This is a genomic window from Bradyrhizobium sp. USDA 376, from assembly GCF_054063675.1.
Genome location: NZ_JBSSGN010000001.1, coordinates 5,924,918 through 5,945,578, shown reverse-complemented (window position 1 = coordinate 5,945,578; position 20,661 = coordinate 5,924,918). Strand labels below are relative to the sequence as shown.

Sequence of the window (20,661 nt, the reverse complement as noted above, 5' to 3'; positions counted from 1 at the left end):
TCACTTGCGCTCGTAATGATCGGCGACCAGGCGATCGAGCAGGCGAACGCCATAGCCGCTTCCCCAGCTCTGGTTGATGTCGGTCTTCGGCGCGCCCATTGCGGTGCCGGCGATGTCGAGATGCGCCCAGGGCGTGCCGTCGACGAAGCGCTGCAGGAACTGCGCCGCGGTGATCGAGCCGCCATGTCGGCCGCCGGTGTTCTTCATGTCGGCGAACTGGGAATCGATCAGCTTGTCGTATTCCGGGCCGAGCGGCAGGCGCCAGACCTTCTCTCCGCTCTCGATGCCGGCCGCAAGCAGGCGCTCGGCGAGCTCGTCATTGTTGGAGAACATGCCAGCATGTTCGGTGCCGAGCGCGACCACGATCGCACCGGTCAGCGTCGCCAGGTCCACCATGAATTTCGGCTTGGTCTTCTTTGCGACGTACCAGAGCACGTCGGCGAGCACGAGGCGGCCTTCGGCGTCGGTGTTGATGATCTCGATGGTCTGGCCCGACATCGAGGTGACGATGTCGCCCGGCCGCTGCGCATTGCCGTCGGGCATGTTCTCGACGAGGCCGATGGCGCCGACCACGTTGGCCTTGGCCTTGCGCGCCGCGAGCGCGTGCATCAGACCGACGACGCAGGCCGCCCCGCCCATGTCGCCCTTCATGTCCTCCATGCTGCCGGCCGGCTTGATCGAGATGCCGCCGGTGTCGAAGCAGACGCCCTTGCCGACGAAGGCAACCGGCGCCTCACCCTTCTTGGCCCCGTCCCAGCGCATGATCACGGTGCGGCTCGGCCGCGCCGAGCCCTGGCCGACGCCGAGCAGCGCGCCCATGCCGAGCTTGTGCATCGCCTTGACGTCGAGCACCTCGATCTTGACGCCGAGCTTGCGAAGCTGACTGGCGCGGCGCGCGAACTCCTCGGGGAAAAGCACGTTCGGCGGCTCGTTGACGAGGTCGCGGGCGATGATCACGCCGTCGACGACGTGGCCGGCCGCGGCAAACGCCTTCTTCGCAGCGGTGGCGTCGCCAACCGCAAGCGAGATGTCGGCGCGCGAGCCGCCCTCCTCGCCGTCCTTCTTCTTGGTCTTGTAGCGGTCGAACTTGTAGGCGCGTAAGCGCAGCCCCGAGGCGATCGCGACCGCCTGCTCGCTGGTCATGGCGCCGTCGGGCAATTCCGCCATGATGGTCATGGCGGCAGTACCGGCCGTGAGCTTGCTCGCCGCCACGCCGCCGAACTTGAGGAAATCGCTCGCTTTCAGGCTCGCCGGCTTGCCGGCCCCGATCACCACCAGACGGGTGGCCTTCACCCCCTCCGGCGCCAGGATGTCCAGGGCAGCCCCGCTTTTACCTTTGAAGCCGGCGGCGGCGGCTGCCCGCTTCACGAGATCGGCAGCGCTCCCGAGCGCCTTGGCCGTCGCCGGGCCGAGCTTCAAACCGTCGTCGCAGAACACGACCAGGATGCCACGGGCGGCGGCAGACAACGGGACGAAGCCGACCTTGATGGCATCGGACATGGGTAACTCCTCCAAAACATGGGGCTTTTTTCCGTTCGGCGGTCCCGGCCACTGGCCGGAGCTGAACGGCGATTCACTGAACTTTGCCTACTATGGGCCACCCGCCCGCCCGATGCCAAGCACCGCCGTGGCCGCCAAGCCACAACGCGCGAAATATTAACCATATATTGAGGGTGCCACGGGGCAGCCATTTTGTTGACGGATCAAAGGGATGGTAGTGAGAGAGTAAGCCGGCGGAAGCGGTGGCTGGCCGACCTTGGGGATCTCCAGATCGGGGATTGGTTGGACAGCCGGAGTTCCGGCCTGCAGTGGGGCTTGAGTGGGATTCGTGCGGTAGCGCATGGGGTCGATTGATAGGTATATTTTCCGCACGACGCTGGCGTCGTTTGCGCTGGTCCTGGTCAGCCTCACCGGCGTGATCTGGATTACGCAGGCGTTGCGCGGCATCGACCTGATGACGAGCCAGGGTCAGACCATCCTCACCTTCCTCGGCATCACCAGCCTCGTCATTCCGGCTCTGGTCCTGATCATCTCGCCGATCGCGCTGATGATCGCGATCTCGCACACGCTGAACAAGCTCGCGACCGATTCCGAGATCATCGTGATGAATGCCGCCGGCTTCTCGCCGTTCCGGCTGTTCTATCCGTTCTTCTACGCCACCTGCGTGGTGGCGCTGCTGGTCGCCTTCATCGCGGCCTATCTGGCGCCCGACGGCATGCGGCGGATCAAGCAGTGGGACGCCGAGATCACCGCCGACGTGCTCACCAACATCCTCCAGCCCGGCCGCTTCGCCCAGCTCGACAAGAACCTGACGATCCGCATCCGCGAGCGCAAGCCCGGCGGCATTCTGGAAGGCATCTTCATCGACGACCGTCGCGATCCGAACGAGCGCGTCTCGATCGTCGCCGAGCAAGGCGAGGTCGTGAAGAACGAGAACGGCTCTTTCCTGGTGCTGAAGGACGGCAATCTCCAGCGTTTCGAGGCCGGCAAGCGCGACCCGGCGCTGGTGGCGTTCGGCCGCTACGGCTTCGACATGTCGAAGTTCGGCAATCAGGGCCGTGACGTCACCCTCGGCATCCGCGAGCGCTATCTCTGGGAGCTGTTCTCGCCGGCCGAGGACGACCCCGTCTACAAGCAGATTCCCGGACAGTTCCGCTCAGCCCTGCATGACAGCCTGCTCGCACCGGTCTATCCCTTCGCCTTTGCCGTGCTGACCTTCGCCTTCCTGGGTGCGCCTCGCACCACCCGCCAGAGCCGCAACTTCTCGATCGGCTCCTCGATCCTCGCGGTGTTCGGCCTGCGCATGGCCGGCTTCGCCTGCTCGGTGATGGCGGTGAAATCGCCGGAGCCGGTGCTCGTTCAATATGCGATGGTCATGGGCGCTATCGGCGTCGGGCTGTGGATGATCATCGGTGGCGTCGTGGTCGAGCCGCCTCCCCGCCTCATGGAGGCCATCAACAGGTCCAACGCGCGCATTGCGCGGCTGTTCGGACGGCCGGCCACCGCATGAGCATGCTCACCAACACACTCGGGCGCTATTTCGCCGGACGCTTCGTCGTCGCGGCGCTCGGCGTGTTCGCGAGCATCTTCCTGCTGCTGGTGCTGGTCGACTACATCGAGATGGTGCGCAAGACCTCCGGCCTTGCATCCGCCTCCGCGATCATGGTGGCCGAGACCTCGCTGTTCCGGGTGCCGCAGCTGCTGGAGAAGCTGACGCCGTTCTGCATGCTGATCGGCGCCATGACCTGCTATCTCGCCCTCTCCCGCCGGCTCGAGCTCGTGGTTGCGCGCGCCGCCGGCATCTCGGCCTGGCAGTTCATCGCGCCGGCGCTCGGCAGCGCGCTCCTGATCGGGGTCATCGCCACCGTCGCCTACAATCCGATGTCGGCGAACTTACGCGAGCTCTCCAAGCGCATGGAGGCCGAGCTGTTCGGCTCGGCGCCCGGCGGCGGCATCCAGGATGCCTCCGGCTTCTGGCTCAATCAGGTGACCAGCGACGGCCAGACCATCATCAACGCCGCGCGCAGCGAGCAGCAGGGCATCCGGCTCACCGGGCTCACGCTGTTCCGGTTTGACACACAGCAGCACTTCAAGGAACGCGTCGAGGCGCGCGAAGCCACGCTGGAGGCCGGCCATTGGCTGTTCAGGGGCGTCCGCCGCTTCACGCTGGACGCGCCGCCGGTCGACCAGGCGAGCCTGGAGATTCCGACGACGCTGACCGAGGCCCAGGTCCGCAACAGCTTTTCCACACCCGAGACTGTGTCCTTTTGGCAACTACCGAGCTACATCCGCTCCTCCGAAAGCTCAGGCTTCGCGACAGCCGGATATCGACTCCAGTATCAGAAGCTCCTGGCGCAGCCGTTTTTGCTCGCCGCCATGGTGATGCTCGCGGCTTCGGTGTCGTTGCGCTTCTTCCGGATGGGCGGCGTGCAGAAGATGGTTTTGAGTGGCGTGGGCGCAGGCTTTCTGCTCTACGTTCTGTCGAAAGTAACTGAGGACTTGAGCAAGGCTGAGTTGATGCATCCGATCGCTGCGGCGTGGTTGCCCGTTGTTGTGGGCGGCCTCACCGGCTTTTTGGCCTTGCTCTATCAGGAGGACGGTTAGTGACTGCCGTCCAACGAGGGCGCGTGTCTCGTTTGACGCGGCGTACTGTGGTGCGCGCGAACGGGTGCGGCTTGTCCATTCGCAGGCTCCTGCTCGCCGTTGCCGCCGTGGCATCGCTCGGCGGGCTCATGGACGTTGCGGCCGTGGCCCCCGCCTCCGCCCAGAGCTTCACCTACAATCCGCTGCCGCCGCGCCCGAAGCCGCCGAAGGTCGCCAACGACAACCAGATGCTGGTTCAGGCGACCGAGGTCGACTACGACTACAACAATTCGCGCGTTTCCGCGGTCGGTAACGTCCAGCTGTTCTACAACGGCACCAGCGTCGAGGCCGACAGGGTCATCTACGACCAGAAGACCAAGCGGCTCCATGCCGAAGGCAACATCCGCATGACGGATGCCGACGGCAAGATCACCTATGCCGAGATCATGGATCTCTCCGACGACTACCGTGACGGTTTCGTCGATTCGCTCCGCGTGGACACCGCCGACCAGACCCGCATGGCCGCGAGCCGCGCGGACCGCTCCAGCGGCAACTACACGGTGTTCGATAACGGCGTCTATACGGCCTGCGCGCCGTGTAAGGACGATCCGAAGAAGCCGCCGCTGTGGCAGGTCAAGGGTGCCCGCATCATCCACGACCAGCAGGAGAAGATGCTGTACTTCGAGACGGCACAGCTCGAGTTCTTCGGCGTGCCGCTCGCCTACATGCCGTACTTCTCGACGCCCGACCCGACCGTGAAGCGCAAGAGCGGCTTCCTGATGCCCGGTTACTTCCCCGGCACCACGAACACCGGCTTCGGCGCCGAAGTTCCCTATTATTGGGCGATTGCGCCCGATATGGACGCGACCTTCACGCCGCGCTTCCTGTCGCGGCAAGGCGTGCTGGTGCAGGGTGAATTCCGTCAGCGTCTGATCGACGGCGCCTACCAGATCCGGGCCTACGGCATCGATCAGCTCGATCCCGGAGCATTTGCCGGGCAGCCCGGCGACCGCCAGTTCCGCGGCGCCGTCGACACCAAGGGTCAGTTCGCGCTGAACGACAAATGGGTCTGGGGCTGGGACGGCGTCCTGATGTCCGACTACTATTTCTTCTCGGACTATCGCCTCGCGGCCTACAAGGACCCGCTCGGCTCGTTCCTGAATCTGCCGACCGACGCGTTGTCGCAGCTCTATCTGACCGGCGTCGGCAACCGCAGCTTCTTCGACGCACGCACGATGTACTGGTTGAGCTACTCGGGCAATCAGGACAAGGTCCCGGTCGTCTATCCCGTGATCGACTACTCGAACGTGCTGAACTATCCGGTGTTCGGCGGCGAGTTCAGCTACAAGACCAATTTCGTGAACCTGTCGCGCGAAAACGCGGTGTTCGATCCGATCACGACGCTCGCCAACACCAACAGCCTGTGCACCACCGCCTCGGCCGATCCGCTCGCGCGCACGCCGTCGCAGTGCCTGCTGCGCGGCTTCCCCGGCACCTATACCCGCCTCACCGCGGAAGCGCAGTGGCGCAAGTCCTTTACCGATCCGCTCGGCCAGATCTGGACGCCGTTCGCCAGCCTGCGCGCCGACGCGATCAATTCCTCGGTCTCCAACCAGCCGGGCGTGTCGAACTATCTGCCGGTCGGCGACACCCAGGCATTCCGCCTGATGCCGACCGTCGGCCTCGAATACCGCTACCCCTTCATCAACGTTCAGCCCTGGGGCTCGACCACCATCGAGCCGATCGCGCAGATCATCATCCGTCCGAACGAGACCTATGCCGGCAAGCTGCCGAACGAGGACGCGCAGAGCATGGTGTTCGACACCTCGAACCTGTTCAGCGTCGACAAATTCTCCGGCTACGACCGCGTCGAGGGCGGCGGCCGCGCCAATGTCGGCGTGCAGTCCACCACGCAGTTCGACAGGGGCGGCGCCGTCAAGGTGCTGTTCGGCGAGTCCTACCAGCTGTTCGGCCTGAACTCCTTCGCGGTCCAGGACTCCATCAACACGGGCGTGGATTCCGGCCTCGACAAGCCCCGCTCCGACTACGTGGCGAGCATCGCCTACTCGCCCAACCGCACCTACACGTTCAGCGTCCGCTCCCGCATGGACGAGCAGACCTGGAACGTCCAACGTTTCGAGGCTGAAGGCCGCGCCAATTTCGACCGCTGGTCGGTCAGCGTGATGTACGGCAATTACGCGGCGCAGCCGGAACTCGGTTATTTGACGCGCCGCGAGGGCATCCTGACCTCGGGCTCGCTCAAGGTCGCGACCAACTGGGTGGTGTCGGGCTCGGCGCGCTGGGACCTCGAGGCCAACAAGATCAACCAGTATGTGCTCGGCGCCGGCTATGTCGACGATTGCTTCGTGCTGGCGGCGAACTATGTAACCTCGTACAGCTACTCCGCGGGCACGACCCCGCCGGTGCTGAGCCATGCGTACATGTTCACGTTCGGGCTGCGTACGCTGGCGACCTCGTCGACGACCAGCAGTTCCAGCGGCCTCCAGTAAACGGTTTGAAGTGCCGGTCGCGTTGTCCCAATCGCAGGTTCACCGCGGCTGACATGCGAGCGAGATCCATGACGACTGCCTTGCCTATGTTCCGCCTCCTCTTCGTCCTCGCCGCCCTGCTTCTGGCCGGCGCGCCGTCGCGCGCGCAGAACATCGTCGTCATGGTCAACGGCGATCCCATCACCGATTTCGACATCGACCAGCGCGCCAAGCTCGACCAGCTGACGACGCAGAAGACCCCAGGCCGGCAGGAGGTCATCAACGAGCTGATCGACGACAAGGTGAAGCTCAAGGAAGGCAAGAAATACGGCGTCGATCCCGGTGTCAGCGACGTCAACCAGTCCTACGAGGGTATGGCGCAGCGCATGCGCGTCTCGCCGGATCAGCTGACCAAGTCGCTCGAAGCCAAGGGCGTCCGCCCTGAAACCCTGAAGGGCCGCATGAAGGCCGAGATGGTCTGGACCAGCCTCGTGCGCGGCCGCTTCAAGGAGAAGCTGATGGTCGGCGAGCGCGACGTCGCGCAGGCCGTGCAGGCCCAGACCGGCGACAAGCTGCAGGTCGAGGGCACCGAATACAAGATGCAGCCGATCGTGCTGATCGTGCCGCGCGGCTCGTCCCCGGCCTTCCAGGAGACGCGGATGAAGGAAGCCGAGCAATATCGCTCCCGCGTCGGCAGCTGCGAGGAAGCCAATTCGCTGTTCCGCTCGACGCCGAACGCCACCATTCGCGAGAGCGTCACCAAGACGACGGCGGACCTGCCCGAGGCGCTGCGCAAGGTGCTCGACGACACCCCGATCGGCCATCTGACCGCGCCGGAGGTCACCAAGGCCGGCATCGAGATGGTCGTGCTGTGCTCGCGCAAGCCGACCATGATCGACACGCCGAAGAAGCGCGAGGTGCGCGAGAAGATGTACCAGGAGAAGTACGAGAAGACCCAGAAGGCCTATCTCGAAGAGCTCCGCAAGGCGGCGATGATCGAATATCGCAACCGCTGATGGCCGACGCCCCGATCAAGCCCCTCGCCCTGACCCTGGGAGAGCCCGCGGGCATCGGCCCCGACATCACGATTGCGGCCTGGCTCCGGCGCCGTGAGTTGAACCTGCCCGCCTTCTATCTGCTCGGCGACGAGGCCTTCGTCGCGCAGCGCGCCAAGGTCATAGGCAAGGCGCTCGGCGCCGAGATCCGGATCGCCTCGGTGAGCCCCAGTGAGGCCGCCACCACCTTCGCCGAGGCTCTGCCCGTGGTCGCGACCGGCGAGCGCGCGACGGCGGAGCCCGGCAAGCCCGACGCCACCAGCGCGCCCGCCGCGCTCGCCTCGATCCGTCAGGCGGTCCTTGACGTGCGCGAGGGCCGCGCCGGCGCCGTCGTCACCAATCCGATCGCCAAGAGCGTGCTCTACCGCGCCGGCTTCCGCCATCCCGGCCACACCGAATTCCTCGCCGAGCTTGCCGCAGAGGACGGCCGCGTGCCGCAGCCGGTGATGATGCTGTGGTCGCCGCGGCTTGCCGTGGTGCCGGTGACCATCCACGTCTCCTTGCGCGAGGCGCTGAGCCAGCTCACCAGCGAATTGATCGTCTCGACCGTGCGCATCGTCGCGGCCGAGCTGACATCCCGCTTCGGGATCGCGCGGCCGCGCATCGCCATCTCCGGCCTCAATCCGCATGCCGGCGAGGACGGCTCGCTCGGCCATGAGGAGCAGACGGTGATTGCGCCGGCGCTTAAAGTTCTGCGCAATGACGGCATCGAGGCCAGGGGTCCCCTGCCCGCCGACACGATGTTCCATGACGCCGCGCGCAACCTCTATGACTGCGCGGTCTGCATGTATCACGACCAGGCGCTGATCCCGATCAAGACCGTCGCCTTCGACGATGCGGTCAACGTCACGCTCGGCCTGCCCTTCATCCGCACCTCGCCCGATCACGGCACCGCCTTCGACATCGCCGGCACCGGTAAAGCGAACCCCGCGAGTCTGATTGCCGCGCTGAAGCTTGCGAGCCGCATGGCGGCGTCGCAAAGCTGATGAGCGCGATCGACGACCTCCCGCCGCTGCGCGAGGTCATTCGCCAGCACGCGCTGTCGGCCCGCAAATCCCTGGGCCAGAATTTTCTGCTCGATCTCAACCTCACCGCGCGCATTGCGCGCGCGGCCGCGCCGCTTGAGGATTCCACCATCGTCGAGATCGGCCCCGGCCCGGGCGGATTGACGCGCGCCCTGCTCGCGCTCGGCGCCCGGCGCGTCATCGCGATCGAGCACGACGAGCGCGCGATCCCGGCCTTGCGGGATATTTCCGCGCGCTATCCCGGCCGGCTGGAGATCGTGCATGGCGATGCCATGACCTTCGACCCGCGCCCGCTGCTCTCGGGCGAACGCGCAAAGATCGTCGCCAACCTGCCCTACAACATCGCAACCCAGCTTCTCATCAACTGGCTCACGATCGAGCCCTGGCCGCCCTGGTACGACATGATGGTGCTGATGTTCCAGCGCGAGGTCGGCGAGCGCATCGTCGCGTGCGAGGACGAGGAGGCCTATGGCCGTCTCGGCGTGCTCGCCAACTGGCGCTGCGAGACCAAGATCCTGTTCGACATTTCGCCGTCCGCCTTCGTGCCGCCGCCGAAGGTCACCTCCTCCGTCGTGCGCCTCAAGCCGCGCGCAGAGCCCTTGCCCTGCGACCGCAGGCTGCTCGAGCAGGTCGCGGCCGCCGCCTTCGGTCAGCGCCGCAAGATGCTGCGGCAAAGCCTGAAATCGCTGGGTGTCGATCCCGCGCGACTTGCCGCGGCGGCCGTCGTCGATGCGACGCGGCGCGCGGAGACCATTCCCATCGCAGGCTTTGTTGCCATGGCGCGTGAATTGGCAGATATACGAAACGAAGCTGAATAACAGGAATTTCGGAGGAAGGAATATGGCCTTGATGCGCAGGCAGTCCCTGGTCAAGTTCGACGCGCCCTTGTGCGAGACCATCGTCGACACGCCGAAGCCGCAAGGACGCGAGGTGCTGGTGCGCATCGAGCGCTGCGGTCTCTGCCATTCCGACCTGCACATCCAGGACGGCTATGCCGATCTCGGCGGCGGCAAGAAGCTCGACACCACGCGCGGCATGACACTGCCCTTCACGCTCGGCCACGAGATCGCTGGTGTCGTCGACGAAGTCGGTCCCGACGTTCCCGCCGGCCTCATCGGGGCGAAGAAAGCGGTGTTTCCCTGGATCGGCTGCGGCCAGTGCCGCGACTGCGCCAACGGCGACGAGAATCTCTGCGCCAAGCAGCGCTTCCTCGGCGTCTCCATCGACGGCGGTTTCGCCACCCATGTCCTGGTCCCCGACGCAAAGTACCTGCTCGATTACGATCCCCTGCCCGTGAACCAGGCCGCGACGCTGATGTGCTCGGGCGTCACCGCCTACGGCGCGCTCAAGCGCCTGGTCGATCGTCCGCGCCAGCGCAATTTGCTGCTGATCGGCCTCGGCGGCGTCGGCATGATGGGCCTGTCGTTCGCGCAGGCCATGTTCAAGCAGCCGATCACGGTCGCCGACCTCTCGCCGGCCGCGCGCGAGACCGCGCTGAAGAACGGCGCGGCCGTTGCCTACGATCCGTCCGAGCCCGACGTGATCAAGCGCATCCTGAAAGAGACCGAGGGCGGCTTCGACGAGGTGGTCGATTTCGCCGGCAACGAGAAGTCGATGGCCTTTGCGGTCGCGGTCGCCGCGCGCGGCGGCAAGGTCGTGGTCTCCGGCCTGATGGGCGGCCAGTTCACGCTGCCGATGGTGCAATGGGTCTACAAGCGCCTGACCGTCGAAGGCTTCATGGTCGGCACGCTCGCCGAAGGCCACGAGCTCATGGCGCTCGCCCGCGCCGGCAAGATCAAGCCGACGCCGATGCGCGAGGAGCCGATGGGCGACGTGCAGAAATGGATCGACGAGCTGCGCGCCGGCAAGGTCGTCGGCCGCATCGTGCTGAAGAACTAGGAGACGGGGAACCTGAAGCTCCCTGCGGCGAGATCGAATGCCTCGCCGCGGAACACCGGCGGCTGCGCTGCGTTGGCAGCACATGTCCATCCGCTGCACCGTCGAGAGCGCATTCTTCATTGCCTGGAGCTGCCTGGAGCAGAGCGGCGAGCTCGGCGCGCCGGACGAGACTGCAAACTTTCTTCTCGACTTCATTGAAGCGCAGCTCAGGACCGGCGAACGCCGGGAGCTGATACTCGCGAACCGCGCGATCGACGCCTGGCGCGCACACGCGGCCAGGAGTCGGCCGCAGGAGACTCGCTTCGGATGACCGACGGCGGCGGCGCCGACCGCGGCCATCGCTTTCCACTGGACGCCTCAGGGTTTTGCCGGATTCCGATAGTGATTTCGTCGTGCCTCACTCGACCGGGACTTGCCGCCGGGAAAACCACAACTTGCATCGGCCCATGAATGGCCGTTCAATGCCGGTTTGAACCGACGCCGCATTACTTTTTGGTTTTCTGGAATGCGAACTTTTCTCATTATTCTCGGCATCTGGCTGCTGATCAACGTGCTCTTCGTCGTCATCATGATGCCGCCGCGCAAGCCGCGGAAGCCGGATCATCCGCGCTCATCGGCCGGGCTCGCGCCGGCAGCCATCGAGCCCAACGCCTACCCTTTCGATGAGGACGAGAAGGTCTCGCTTCGCCACACCATCATCGCCATTGCGATGGGCGCGCTGTTCTCGCTGACGCCGCCGTTGCTCCAGGCGGTCGACGACATCAAGCGGCTGGTCAGGAAGTACCGCAAGTCGGGCCAGGCGCCCGAAGCCGAAGACAGCCAAGGATCGCTGGAGGCGGTGTCCCAAGACCTCCGCACGCGCGAGGAGCGCACGACAGCCGGAGAATCCTCGACCGACGATCGGAACGCGCCGAAGCGCTAGCGCCTAGATTCTCTTCGCAGATTCCGCTTCAGGCGAGACATTGGAACGTCGCGCGCCGCCAGCGCGTTGGCTCTCCAGCAAGGCTACGACCGGGTCGGAGCCGATGACAAGAGCAGGCGCAGCCTGCTCCGAAGAACACGCCAAACACCGGTAGCGGGCGCGTGGGATGAGCGATCACGCATGGGGATCGAAAAGAGGAGCAACGAGTTGGTCAATCCAGGCAAGTGGTACGATCCCATCTCCGAGCGCTGGATCGCGCCGCGCGAACCGCGCCATGAGACAACGTCGTCCCAGGTGAGCGAGAACCACGTCCGCGAGCTTGAGAGGACCGTCGAAGTCAAACGCATCTGGCGAGCACTGGTCGATTGCTGCGCACGTGACTGATGTTCTCCGCGCGCGTCGAAACCGGAACCTCCAGTCAGCAGAGCTGTTGTCATTTGCATGAGCGATCCTGCACTCCCCGCAAGGCCGGTCGCAGCTGCAGTACGATATCTGTCGATCATCGTCGGTTGCGCCTGCCTGCTTCTCGCTGTCATCTGCTTTGCCATCGCGGCACAGGTCTTCATTCAGACCGGTGTGTTTGCGCAATCCTACGCGATGGTCGGCCTCGTTAGCGCCATGCTGGGGCTTCTGGCGCTGATGCTGGCGCGCGTGTGGAAATAGGTGCTCGCGACGGTCCGTAGGTCCGTAGTAGGTCCGTAGGATGGGTTGAGCCCTTGCGAAACCCATCACTTATCTAACGTCGCTCTCCGTATTTGCGACCGTCATTCATCACGGATATTCATGGCTTATCCCGATAACTCCAAGCCAGATTTATCGGCTAATCAAATAAACACCGAGCCGCTAGCTCTGCGGCATGACCGCTCAATCTCCCTCTCCTGCCGCGCCCTGGAGCGCGGTTCTTGCATTGTCGCTGTGCGCCTCGACGCTGGTGGCCTCCGAGTTCATGCCCGTGAGCCTGCTCACGCCAATCGCGACCGATCTACACCTGAGTGAAGGCCAGGTTGGGCAGGCGATCGGGGTGTCCGGACTGTTCGCCGTGCTCACGAGCCTGTTCATCGCGGCCGTGACCAGCGGCGTCGATCGCCGCTCCCTGCTGCTCTCCCTGACCGCACTGATGGTGCTGTCCGGCAGTGTCGTATCCTCAGCTCCCGATTACGTGACGCTCATGGGTGGCCGGGCGTTGATCGGGATCGTGGTCGGCGGCTTCTGGTCGATGTCGGCGGCGACCATGATGCGCCTTGTACCCGCGGGCGACGTGGCGCGGGCGCTTGCCATCCTCAACGGCGGCAATGCGCTGGCCACCACCGTCGCAGCGCCGCTCGCCAGCTTTCTCGGCCAATATATCGGCTGGCGCGCCGCATTCTTCTGCGTCGTGCCGGTCGCGGCAGCGACGCTCGTCTGGCAATTCCTGACCCTTCCCGCAATGCCCGATCGGACGCGGTCCGGCGCTGCGGCCACCTTCCGTGTCTTGCGCCGGCCGCAGGTCGCCTATGGCATGCTCGCCGCTGCGCTGTTCTTCCTCGGGCAGTTCTCGCTCTTCACCTATCTGCGCCCGTTCCTCGAGACCGTCACCCACGCAAGTGTTTCCACCCTCTCTGCACTGCTTCTGATCCTCGGTGTTGCGGGCCTCGTGGGCACATCGTTCATCGGATTCATCCTCAGGCCGCACCTCCATGCCGCACTGATCGCCATGCCGCTCGCCATGGCCGCCATCGCCATTGGCCTCGTGACCTTCGGATCATCGCTCGTCGCGACGACCATTCTGCTGGGGTTGTGGGGCCTGATCGGCACGGCGGCGCCCGTGGGTTGGTGGACCTGGCTGGCCCAGACCCTGCCTGACGATGCCGAGGCCGGCGGCGGCCTGATGGTTGCGGTGGTCCAGCTGGCCATCGCGACAGGCGCCGCCTTCGGCGGCCTGCTCTTCGACAGCATCGGCCATCGGGCCACCTTCCTGTTCAGTGCCCTCACCCTGTGCTTGTCGGCCGGCGCTTTCTTTCTCGGCACCCGTCGCCGAGCTCCGAAACCTGCCCATGCAGCTCACGACGGGTGCACCAGCGCTGCGCGCTCATGATGCGGTGGAGCGCCGCCTGCCCGGTCACGATCGCGACCGCTTCCTCGCCCATGATATGAGCAGCGCGCCGCCGGTTCCGTGGACAGGATCGGTCTTCGGCTTGCGGACCCTGGCGATGCGTTTGACGGCGTCAGGACGCTCTCGCATGTCGGTGCACTCGTCGTACGTTCCGTCCGGCGGGTAAGCTTCGACAACAAGAAAGTCCCGACTGGACTCGATCAGCCGGTGTCCGGTGCCCGCGGGCAGAACCAGAACGTCTCCGGCTTTCACACTCAAGATGCGGCCCTTGATCCCGCCGCACTCGATCCTGGCCGTGCCGCGCGCTACGCCCGTCACTTCATGGATTTGCGAATGATAGTGGACGAAGCCGTACACGGTGTCGCGCCACGACCGGCCCCAGCCATTCGTATCGAACAGCGTGTCGATGATGACCTCTGGCGGGAAACGCCGGCCCTTAAGCTTCACCGCCCCGCGATAGAACAGCACCGGAAAACGCGGATTGTTCGGCACGATGCCATCGTCGCGAAAATGGATGGCTGTCGGTTTCCGGACCCGCACCAGCGCCCGCAGCGTCGCCGCATCGGGACGCCCCTCCACGAGCTTCTTGGCAAAATTCTTGATCTGATCCTCGACCAGCATGGCATCACCTCAGCCGCGATTCAACGGCGGCAGAGCTGAGAAGTTTCTATGCGCGCGCGAGGCACGCGGGGCCGGAATCTATCGGGCCGCACGTTCTGCCGCACGATGGATTCCGGGTTCGCGCTTCCGCGCGCCCGGGATGACGGGCAGAGGTTGGGGCGGGCCCCTCGCAAGGCGTCGGGCAAAACATCTCGTCAAGTCTCGTCCGCAAAAATATTTTGCTTTTCCGAATTTCGGATTTGTGGCATACAGCACCCCATCCTGGCCCAGCCAAAGGGGCGTTCGCGACCGTCACGAGATGCGGGCCGGGGTGCGGTGGACGCGGCAGCGCCGGCGCGATCAGCGTGGTGACAGGGCGGGCAACCGTGAGTCCTCACGTGACGCGGCACGACACGGCGCAGTTACAGCGGTTTCGTCGATTGTCGGGAGTGAGCACGCGCCAGCCCCTGATGATCCGGCAAAACCGTCCGCGGACGGAGAAGTCGTGTGGTCCTGACGCCCGGGGTCTGTGCGTCAAGGCTTGCGGTGATGTGGCGGCCCGACCGGGCACGCGCATCAGTCATCGGCAAGGCGACGGGGGCAATAGTGCATCGCTCCCCGGGGAGAGCACGAAGGACACCGTTAAAACCATCCGCGCAGGGAAGGCCGGGCGACCGGCAACACCTGTGATCCACCCCGTGTGCACTTTCCGTAGCGCACGGATCTGCGGGTGCCAGCCGGCGCCCGGCCTTCCCTGCGCCCTTTGGCATCCAACGGGCGGCAAACGACAGCAAGCCTCGGGCAGGAGTTGCCGCGGGATCGCGAAGCCATGGGGAACTCTAATGCGAGGAGTCTTGTCGCGGCCTTCCGCTTCTCGGGAACTTGGACCTGACGTCGTAAAAGTCTGGCCGAAAAAGGCCGGCAGCGCGGCGGAACGAACGCGCCGCAGGCCTAATTCAAGCCACATCCTCTCCGGATTTGCGGCTCATTGCCACCCAACTCTTTGACGAGAAAGGGATGGTTAAGAGTTGCGTCATGCGTAACCGGGAGACCAGGATGGGCAACCGAACCGCGAAATTCGTATCTGCGCTTGTTGGCAGCATCATTGCCGGCGCACCACTCGCCGCCGTGTCGCAGAACGCGCCGAGCGCATCGAATACGGCCGGTGCGGCCGACGAGTGCCTTGCTTCACCGAAGGGCGCCGCGCCAAAGGGGCAGCACTGGCGCTATCGCGTCGAGCGCGGGACCAAGCGGCAATGCTGGTATCTACGCGCCGAAGGCAGCAACGCCACGCAAAGCGCGCAGGCGACGACCGACGGTCAAAATGCCGATGCAGCCGCGCCGCCCTCCGTGCAGAATGCGCGTGCCGAATACATCGCCCCGCAGACCGCTGCCGCAGCGACTGCGCCGCCGGTCGCGCAGCAGCCGCCGGGCGCCACCACGGACGCCAATTCAGAACAGCCCGCTGTTGCCACGCGCTGGCCTGATACCTCCACAACGCCCGCTGCGCCGCAGCCGGTGCCCGCTCCCGTCGCGCCAGCCCCGCAGCCGAGCGCAAAGCCGGCCGCGGCCGAAATTCCCGCCGACAAGCCGACGGGCTCGCTCCAGATGCTGCTGCTCGTCGTCGGCGGCGCGCTGGCGCTCGCCGGCATCCTCGCCAGCCTCATCTACCGCTTCGCCGGCGCGCGCGTCCGCGTCCAGGCGAGTGAACACCGTCGCGTGAATTGGGACGATCGGGAGCACCATAACCAGGACCGTGCGCCCTGGCTCAATGCGATGCCGGCCGCACCGCGCGCACAGCAGCCGCGCCCGATCGACTTCGATGCCGTGCGTCCGCAGGCCGCGCAACTTGCCGCGATCGACCGCGAGATCGATGTGATCGAAGCGCACGAGCCGCCGGCCGTTGCCGAAGCCGTGCAGCCCGATGCGGAAAAGATCCCGATGTTCGACAAGCAGTTCGAGATCGAGACCCGTGCGCCCCGATTGGCTGCGAACGAGGCCGCTGAACAACACGATGACCGCAATCAGGATGCAGTCGACGTCGACATCATCACGACGATGCTGGAACGGCTGCTGAGGGAAGGGCCGCGACTGTCGCAGCCTAGCCCTGCAGCTGAGCTTGCAGCCCTCGCACAAAGCCGACGAGGCCCGTCCGCCGCTCGCGCTTGAGCCGTTCGGCCTTCAGGATCAACTGCACCTCGGCGAAGGCCGCGTCGACATCGTGGTTGATCACGATGTAGTCGTACTCGGCCCAGTGGCTCATCTCGTCACTGGCGCGGCTCATGCGCTTGCGGATCACCTCGTCGGAATCTTGCGCGCGCGAATGCAGCCGCTTCTCGAGGTCGGCGGCCGAAGGCGGCAGGATGAAGACGCGAACAACATCGACGCTCGCTTTCTGGTGCAGTTGCTGTGTGCCCTGCCAGTCGATGTCGAAAAGCACGTCCTGCCCGGCCGACAGTGCCGCCTCCACCGGAGCACGCGGCGTCCCGTAGAGATTGTCAAACACGGTGGCCCATTCGAGCAGTTCGCCCTGCTCCACCATCGTCTCGAACTTGGGCTTGGTGACGAAGAAGTAGTCGCGCCCCTCGACCTCTCCCGGCCGCATCTGGCGCGTGGTCGCCGACACTGACATCTTCAGGCCGGGCTCCCGCTCGAGCAACATCCGCGACAACGTCGTCTTGCCAGCGCCCGACGGCGAGGACAGCACGAACATCAAGCCGCGCCGCTCGACACCGTCAGTTCCGTGACCGCCCGTCGTCATCGATCACTCCAGATTCTGGACCTGCTCGCGGAACTGCTCGACCACGTTCTTCATGGCGAGTCCCGTATTGGTGAGCTCGATGTCGTTCGACTTCGAGCAGCAGGTGTTGACCTCGCGGTGAAACTCCTGCGCCAGGAAGTCGAGCTTGCGCCCGATCGGGCCGCCCTTGCCGATCAGCTCGCGCGCCTGCGCGATGTGCGAGGCGATGCGGTCGAGCTCCTCGCGGATGTCGGCCTTGGTCGCGATCAGGATCGCCTCCTGCATCAGGCGGTCGGAATCGAAACGGTCGGAGGTGTCGAGCAGGGTCGCGATCTGCTCGGCGAGCCTCGCCTTGATCGCCTCGGGCTTGCGGCCCGGCGAGCCTTCCGCCTTCTTCGCCAGCGTCTCGATCTCGTCGACCCGCTGGGTCAGGATCTGGCCGAGCGAGATCCCCTCGCGCTTGCGCATCGCGACGAGCTCGTCGAGCGCCTTGTCGAAGGCCTCCGCGGCAGCGGCACGGGCCGCCTTGTCCTCCTCCTCCTCGCCCTCGGGCTCGGCGACCTCGACGACGCCCTTGATGGCGAGCAGGCCGTCGATGCTGGGCGCCACGGCGTCGACCTTGCCGGAGATCAGCGCGGCGGCTTTCAGCACCGCATTGAGCACGTCCTCGTTGACGCGGACCGTGGCGGCCGCATTGGTGCGCTTGACGTTGAGATTGGCGTAGACCGTGCCGCGCGAGAGCAGCTCGCCGGCGCGCTTCTTGGCATGGGCCTCGAGCTCGTCGAACCCCTGCGGCAGCCGCACCCTGAGGTCAAAGCCCTTGGCGTTGACCGACTTCAATTCCCATTCGAACGTGTACGGCCCGCTAGCGCCGTGGCTTCGGGCAAAGCCGGTCATGGACGACAGCGCCATCAGGTCAGATTCTCCGGAACGAAAGGATTCGCGAGGCTATCAAGCCACGCGAATCTTAAGACTATTTTGCAGGAAAGTGGAATCCGCAAAGTGCCGTAGGCAGGTCTGCACTGCCTAGCGCTGGACCACCGGCGGCGAGGACTGCACCGCGCCCTGCCGGGCCGGCGCGGGATTGGCTGGATTGGCCGGGCGCGTCGCCGGCGGCTTTTTCTGCTGGTTCGGCCGCGCCGGCGTGGTCGCGGTCGGCGCGTCGGCAGCGCCAGGCGCGGCGGCCGGGGGGCTGCGCGTCCTCGGCCGGCTCGACCGTGTCGTTCTGGATCTGCTTCTCCATCGCCCGCAGCTTGGCGACGTTCTTCTGGTGCGCGTCGTAGGTCTCGGTGAAGGCATGCCCGCCGGTGCCGTCGGCGACGAAATAGAGGTCGCGCGTGCGGGCCGGGTTGGCGGCGGCTTCCAGCGAGGCGCGGCCCGGGTTGGAGATCGGGCCCGGCGGCAGGCCGTCGATCACATAGGTGTTGTAGGGCGAAGGCTGCGTGATCTCGCTGCGCTTGATCGGACGTCCCAGCGTGCCCTTGCCGCCGACGAGGCCATAGATGATCGTGGGATCGGACTGCAGCTTGATCCTCTGCTTCAGGCGATTGACGAACACGGCGGCAACGCGGCTGCGCTCGTCGGGCTTGCCGGTCTCCTTCTCGACGATCGAGGCCAGCGTCACCAGTTGCTCGGGAGACTTGACCGGAACGTCCTGGTTGCGGCGCTCCCAGATCTCCGCCAGCACGCGCTTGTGCGCCTGCTGCATGCGCTGGATCACCTGCTCGCGCGTGGTGCCGCGCGGGAACTTGTAGGTCTCGGGCAGCAGCGTTCCCTCGCGCGGCAGCTCGCGCACGCTGCCGGTGAAGATGTCGTTGTCGGACAGCCGCGCCACGATCTGCTCGGAGGTCAGGCCTTCCGGGATCGTCACCGCATGCTGCACCACCTTGCCCTCGACGATGGTGGCGATGACGTCGCGCAAGGATGCGTTCTTCTGGAACGAATACTCACCGGGCTTGAGGTCCGAGCTCGCCTTCAGCGCCGCGACGCTGGCGATGAACACCCACGGATTGACGTCGGTGACGCCTTCCCGGTTCAACGTCTCGGCGATGTCGCGTTTGCCGGCACGCTGCGGGATGTTGACGATCTTGTCTTCCCTGAGCGGCCCGGGTGCTTCCAACACCTGCCGGCCGTAATAATACACCCCGCCGGCGCCGAGCATCGCGATCAGCAGCAGGGTGATGATGGCATTGCCGACGACCACGAAGGGGTTGCGCGCGCGCTCCGATCGCTTCGGCGGCGGCGGAACCTGTTCGGGCTCGAGCGCTGCCCGCGGACTCCGGGGCGAAATGGGCGGCCTTTCACTCATCGAAGCAACCTGAATCCTGCCGGTTCAATCTCGGCCTGACAATCGCTTGCCCAGCCAAATGCACGCGCCCACTTCTATGACTATCGCCGAATACGGCAAAACGGTGGATTCGTCTCAAAAGCAAACTAGCTGGCCAAACGCCGGACGATCACCGACGCATTGGTGCCGCCAAAACCGAAAGAGTTCGACAACGCGACGTTGACCTCACGTTGCTTCGCCTTATGCGGCACGAGATCGATCGCCGTCTCCACCGACGGATTGTCGAGGTTGATGGTCGGCGGCACGACATTATCGCGAATCGCGAGAATGGCGAAGATCGCCTCGATCGCGCCGGCCGCGCCCAGGAGATGGCCGGTCGACGACTTGGTCGAGGACATCGCAATCTTGGAGGCGGCATTGCCGAGCAGACGCTCGACCGCGCCGAGCTCGATCTCGTCGCCGAGCGGCGTCGAGGTGCCGTGCGCGTTGATGTAGTCGAGATCGGACGGCGTCAGGCCGGCACGCTTCAGCGCCGCCGACATGCTGCGGAAACCGCCATCGCCATCGGGCGACGGCGACGTGATGTGATAGGCATCGCCCGACAGACCGTAGCCGATCACCTCGGCGTAGATCCTGGCGCCGCGGCGCCTGGCGTGATCCAGTTCTTCCAGCACGAGGACGCCGGCGCCCTCGCCCATCACGAAGCCGTCGCGGTCCTTGTCGTAGGGACGCGAGGCCTTTTCGGGTGTCTCGTTGAATCCGGTCGAGAGTGCACGCGCGGCGTTGAAGCCGGCAATGCCGATGCGGCTGATCGGCGATTCGGCGCCACCGGCGACCATGACGTCGGCATCGCCGAGCGCGATCAGGCGAGCGGCATCACCGACCGCATGCGCCCCGGTCGAGCAGGCCGTGACCACCGAATGGTTCGGCCCCTTCAGCCCGTGCGCGATCGAGACGTAGCCGGAGGCGAGATTGATCAGGCGGCCCGGGATGAAGAACGGCGACACCCGGCGCGGCCCCCGCTCCTTCAGGAGGATCGCGGTGTCGGCGATACCGGTGAGGCCGCCGATGCCGGACCCGATCATGGTTCCGGTCGCGCACTTGTCCTCCTCGGTCTCGGGATGCCAGTTGGCATCGTCGAGCGCCTGACCCGCAGCCGCCATGCCGAAGATGATGAAGTCGTCGACCTTGCGCTGGTCCTTCGGCTCCATCCACTTGTCGGGATTGAAGGTGTCGTTGGTACCGTCGCCGCGCACGACGGTGCATGCGTATTTGGTCTGAAGATCGGAGACATCGAAGCTCTCGATCGGGCGCGCACCGCTTTCGCCGTTGAGGATGCGTTTCCAGGTCGGTTCGACGCCGCAGCCGAGCGGCGACACCATGCCGAGACCAGTGACGACAACCCGCCTCATATCCGAAAACTCCGCATCGAAAGATTCACGGCCAATAACAAGAAACCGGCTGGCCGC

Annotated in this window: 18 protein-coding genes and 1 pseudogene; 13 read left to right on the top strand and 6 right to left on the bottom strand. The window is 65.4% G+C overall.

Features of this window, described 5'->3' with window-relative positions; all coding sequences use genetic code 11:
- Entirely contained in the window at positions 1-1,500 is a 1,500-nt protein-coding gene (locus ACVJ19_RS27485) for a leucyl aminopeptidase (protein WP_453952339.1), read from the bottom strand.
- A gap of 340 nt (positions 1,501-1,840) precedes the next feature.
- Here ACVJ19_RS27485 and lptF point away from each other — a divergent pair, with 340 nt between their 5' ends.
- The 12 genes from lptF (at position 1,841) to ACVJ19_RS27425 (ending at position 13,547) form a co-directional block, all read left to right on the top strand.
- Positions 1,841-3,010, top strand: a complete 1,170-nt coding sequence (gene lptF / locus ACVJ19_RS27480) for an LPS export ABC transporter permease LptF (RefSeq protein WP_453952338.1) — start codon at positions 1,841-1,843, stop codon at positions 3,008-3,010.
- Entirely contained in the window at positions 3,007-4,104 is a 1,098-nt protein-coding gene (gene lptG, locus ACVJ19_RS27475; RefSeq protein WP_453952337.1) for an LPS export ABC transporter permease LptG, read from the top strand. Before lptF ends, lptG begins: the two co-directional genes overlap by 4 nt.
- Positions 4,104-6,593: an LPS-assembly protein LptD gene (locus tag ACVJ19_RS27470; RefSeq protein WP_453952336.1), complete on the top strand. Its 2,490-nt coding sequence runs from the start codon at positions 4,104-4,106 to the stop codon at positions 6,591-6,593. Before lptG ends, ACVJ19_RS27470 begins: the two co-directional genes overlap by 1 nt.
- 68 nt (positions 6,594-6,661) lie before the next feature.
- Positions 6,662-7,588: a peptidylprolyl isomerase gene (locus ACVJ19_RS27465; protein WP_453952335.1), complete on the top strand. Its 927-nt coding sequence runs from the start codon at positions 6,662-6,664 to the stop codon at positions 7,586-7,588.
- A complete protein-coding gene (pdxA, locus tag ACVJ19_RS27460) occupies positions 7,588-8,613 on the top strand; it encodes a 4-hydroxythreonine-4-phosphate dehydrogenase PdxA (RefSeq protein WP_453952333.1) in 1,026 nt (341 codons plus the stop codon). The genes ACVJ19_RS27465 and pdxA overlap by 1 nt, the downstream gene beginning before the upstream one ends.
- The gene (rsmA, locus tag ACVJ19_RS27455) at positions 8,613-9,470 is read left to right on the top strand and encodes a 16S rRNA (adenine(1518)-N(6)/adenine(1519)-N(6))-dimethyltransferase RsmA (protein WP_453952331.1); all 858 of its coding nucleotides are present in this window, start codon (positions 8,613-8,615) and stop codon (positions 9,468-9,470) included. Before pdxA ends, rsmA begins: the two co-directional genes overlap by 1 nt.
- A 22-nt stretch (positions 9,471-9,492) precedes the next feature.
- Positions 9,493-10,551, top strand: coding sequence for an alcohol dehydrogenase (locus ACVJ19_RS27450; protein WP_453952330.1), 1,059 nt, complete (start codon positions 9,493-9,495; stop codon positions 10,549-10,551).
- Positions 10,552-10,633: 82 nt separating this feature from the next.
- Positions 10,634-10,861, top strand: coding sequence for a hypothetical protein (locus ACVJ19_RS27445; RefSeq protein ID WP_453952329.1), 228 nt, complete (start codon positions 10,634-10,636; stop codon positions 10,859-10,861).
- Positions 10,862-11,056: 195 nt separating this feature from the next.
- Positions 11,057-11,473 (top strand): phosphonate metabolism protein PhnM, encoded by a 417-nt coding sequence (locus tag ACVJ19_RS27440; protein ID WP_453952328.1) that lies wholly within the window; start codon positions 11,057-11,059, stop codon positions 11,471-11,473.
- A gap of 180 nt (positions 11,474-11,653) precedes the next feature.
- Positions 11,654-11,857 (top strand): hypothetical protein, encoded by a 204-nt coding sequence (locus ACVJ19_RS27435; protein WP_453952327.1) that lies wholly within the window; start codon positions 11,654-11,656, stop codon positions 11,855-11,857.
- Between the two features lie 57 nt (positions 11,858-11,914).
- A complete protein-coding gene (locus tag ACVJ19_RS27430) occupies positions 11,915-12,136 on the top strand; it encodes a hypothetical protein (protein WP_453952326.1) in 222 nt (73 codons plus the stop codon).
- Between the two features lie 193 nt (positions 12,137-12,329).
- The gene (locus ACVJ19_RS27425; RefSeq protein ID WP_453952325.1) at positions 12,330-13,547 is read left to right on the top strand and encodes an MFS transporter; all 1,218 of its coding nucleotides are present in this window, start codon (positions 12,330-12,332) and stop codon (positions 13,545-13,547) included.
- Between the two features lie 24 nt (positions 13,548-13,571).
- Here the strand turns inward: ACVJ19_RS27425 and ACVJ19_RS27420 are convergent, their stop codons facing one another.
- Positions 13,572-14,186 (bottom strand): cupin, encoded by a 615-nt coding sequence (locus tag ACVJ19_RS27420; RefSeq protein WP_453952324.1) that lies wholly within the window; start codon positions 14,184-14,186, stop codon positions 13,572-13,574.
- Between the two features lie 1,035 nt (positions 14,187-15,221).
- Here ACVJ19_RS27420 and ACVJ19_RS27415 point away from each other — a divergent pair.
- Positions 15,222-16,334, top strand: a complete 1,113-nt coding sequence (locus ACVJ19_RS27415) for a hypothetical protein (protein WP_453952323.1) — start codon at positions 15,222-15,224, stop codon at positions 16,332-16,334.
- Here the strand turns inward: ACVJ19_RS27415 and gmk are convergent.
- The 4 genes and pseudogenes from gmk to fabF form a co-directional block, all read right to left on the bottom strand.
- Positions 16,267-16,926: a guanylate kinase gene (gene gmk, locus ACVJ19_RS27410; RefSeq protein ID WP_453952322.1), complete on the bottom strand. Its 660-nt coding sequence runs from the start codon at positions 16,924-16,926 to the stop codon at positions 16,267-16,269. The genes ACVJ19_RS27415 and gmk overlap by 68 nt on opposite strands.
- Positions 16,927-16,929: 3 nt before the next feature.
- Positions 16,930-17,817 carry a YicC/YloC family endoribonuclease gene (locus ACVJ19_RS27405; RefSeq protein ID WP_453952321.1) on the bottom strand — a complete coding sequence of 296 codons (888 nt, stop codon included), beginning with the start codon at positions 17,815-17,817 and terminating at the stop codon, positions 16,930-16,932.
- Between the two features lie 114 nt (positions 17,818-17,931).
- A pseudogene (gene mltG / locus ACVJ19_RS27400) lies at positions 17,932-19,213 on the bottom strand (endolytic transglycosylase MltG).
- A 125-nt stretch (positions 19,214-19,338) separates the two neighbouring features.
- Positions 19,339-20,604 (bottom strand): beta-ketoacyl-ACP synthase II, encoded by a 1,266-nt coding sequence (gene fabF, locus ACVJ19_RS27395; protein WP_453952319.1) that lies wholly within the window; start codon positions 20,602-20,604, stop codon positions 19,339-19,341.
- Between the last annotated feature and the right edge of the window lie 57 nt (positions 20,605-20,661).

Bases quoted from the DNA above. Each gene is read 5' to 3' on its own strand.
- ACVJ19_RS27435 (WP_453952327.1), top strand. From the start codon at position 11,654: ATGGGGATCGAAAAGAGGAGCAACGAGTTGGTCAATCCAGGCAAGTGG.
- ACVJ19_RS27415 (WP_453952323.1), top strand. From the start codon at position 15,222: ATGGGCAACCGAACCGCGAAATTCGTATCTGCGCTTGTTGGCAGCATC.
- ACVJ19_RS27485 (WP_453952339.1), bottom strand. From the start codon at position 1,500: ATGTCCGATGCCATCAAGGTCGGCTTCGTCCCGTTGTCTGCCGCCGCC.
- lptG (WP_453952337.1), top strand. From the start codon at position 3,007: ATGAGCATGCTCACCAACACACTCGGGCGCTATTTCGCCGGACGCTTC.
- gmk (WP_453952322.1), bottom strand. From the start codon at position 16,926: ATGACGACGGGCGGTCACGGAACTGACGGTGTCGAGCGGCGCGGCTTG.
- ACVJ19_RS27445 (WP_453952329.1), top strand. From the start codon at position 10,634: ATGTCCATCCGCTGCACCGTCGAGAGCGCATTCTTCATTGCCTGGAGC.
- rsmA (WP_453952331.1), top strand. From the start codon at position 8,613: ATGAGCGCGATCGACGACCTCCCGCCGCTGCGCGAGGTCATTCGCCAG.
- ACVJ19_RS27440 (WP_453952328.1), top strand. From the start codon at position 11,057: ATGCGAACTTTTCTCATTATTCTCGGCATCTGGCTGCTGATCAACGTG.
- fabF (WP_453952319.1), bottom strand. From the start codon at position 20,604: ATGAGGCGGGTTGTCGTCACTGGTCTCGGCATGGTGTCGCCGCTCGGC.
- ACVJ19_RS27405 (WP_453952321.1), bottom strand. From the start codon at position 17,817: ATGGCGCTGTCGTCCATGACCGGCTTTGCCCGAAGCCACGGCGCTAGC.
- ACVJ19_RS27430 (WP_453952326.1), top strand. From the start codon at position 11,915: ATGAGCGATCCTGCACTCCCCGCAAGGCCGGTCGCAGCTGCAGTACGA.
- pdxA (WP_453952333.1), top strand. From the start codon at position 7,588: ATGGCCGACGCCCCGATCAAGCCCCTCGCCCTGACCCTGGGAGAGCCC.
- ACVJ19_RS27425 (WP_453952325.1), top strand. From the start codon at position 12,330: ATGACCGCTCAATCTCCCTCTCCTGCCGCGCCCTGGAGCGCGGTTCTT.
- ACVJ19_RS27450 (WP_453952330.1), top strand. From the start codon at position 9,493: ATGGCCTTGATGCGCAGGCAGTCCCTGGTCAAGTTCGACGCGCCCTTG.
- ACVJ19_RS27465 (WP_453952335.1), top strand. From the start codon at position 6,662: ATGACGACTGCCTTGCCTATGTTCCGCCTCCTCTTCGTCCTCGCCGCC.
- ACVJ19_RS27420 (WP_453952324.1), bottom strand. From the start codon at position 14,186: ATGCTGGTCGAGGATCAGATCAAGAATTTTGCCAAGAAGCTCGTGGAG.
- lptF (WP_453952338.1), top strand. From the start codon at position 1,841: ATGGGGTCGATTGATAGGTATATTTTCCGCACGACGCTGGCGTCGTTT.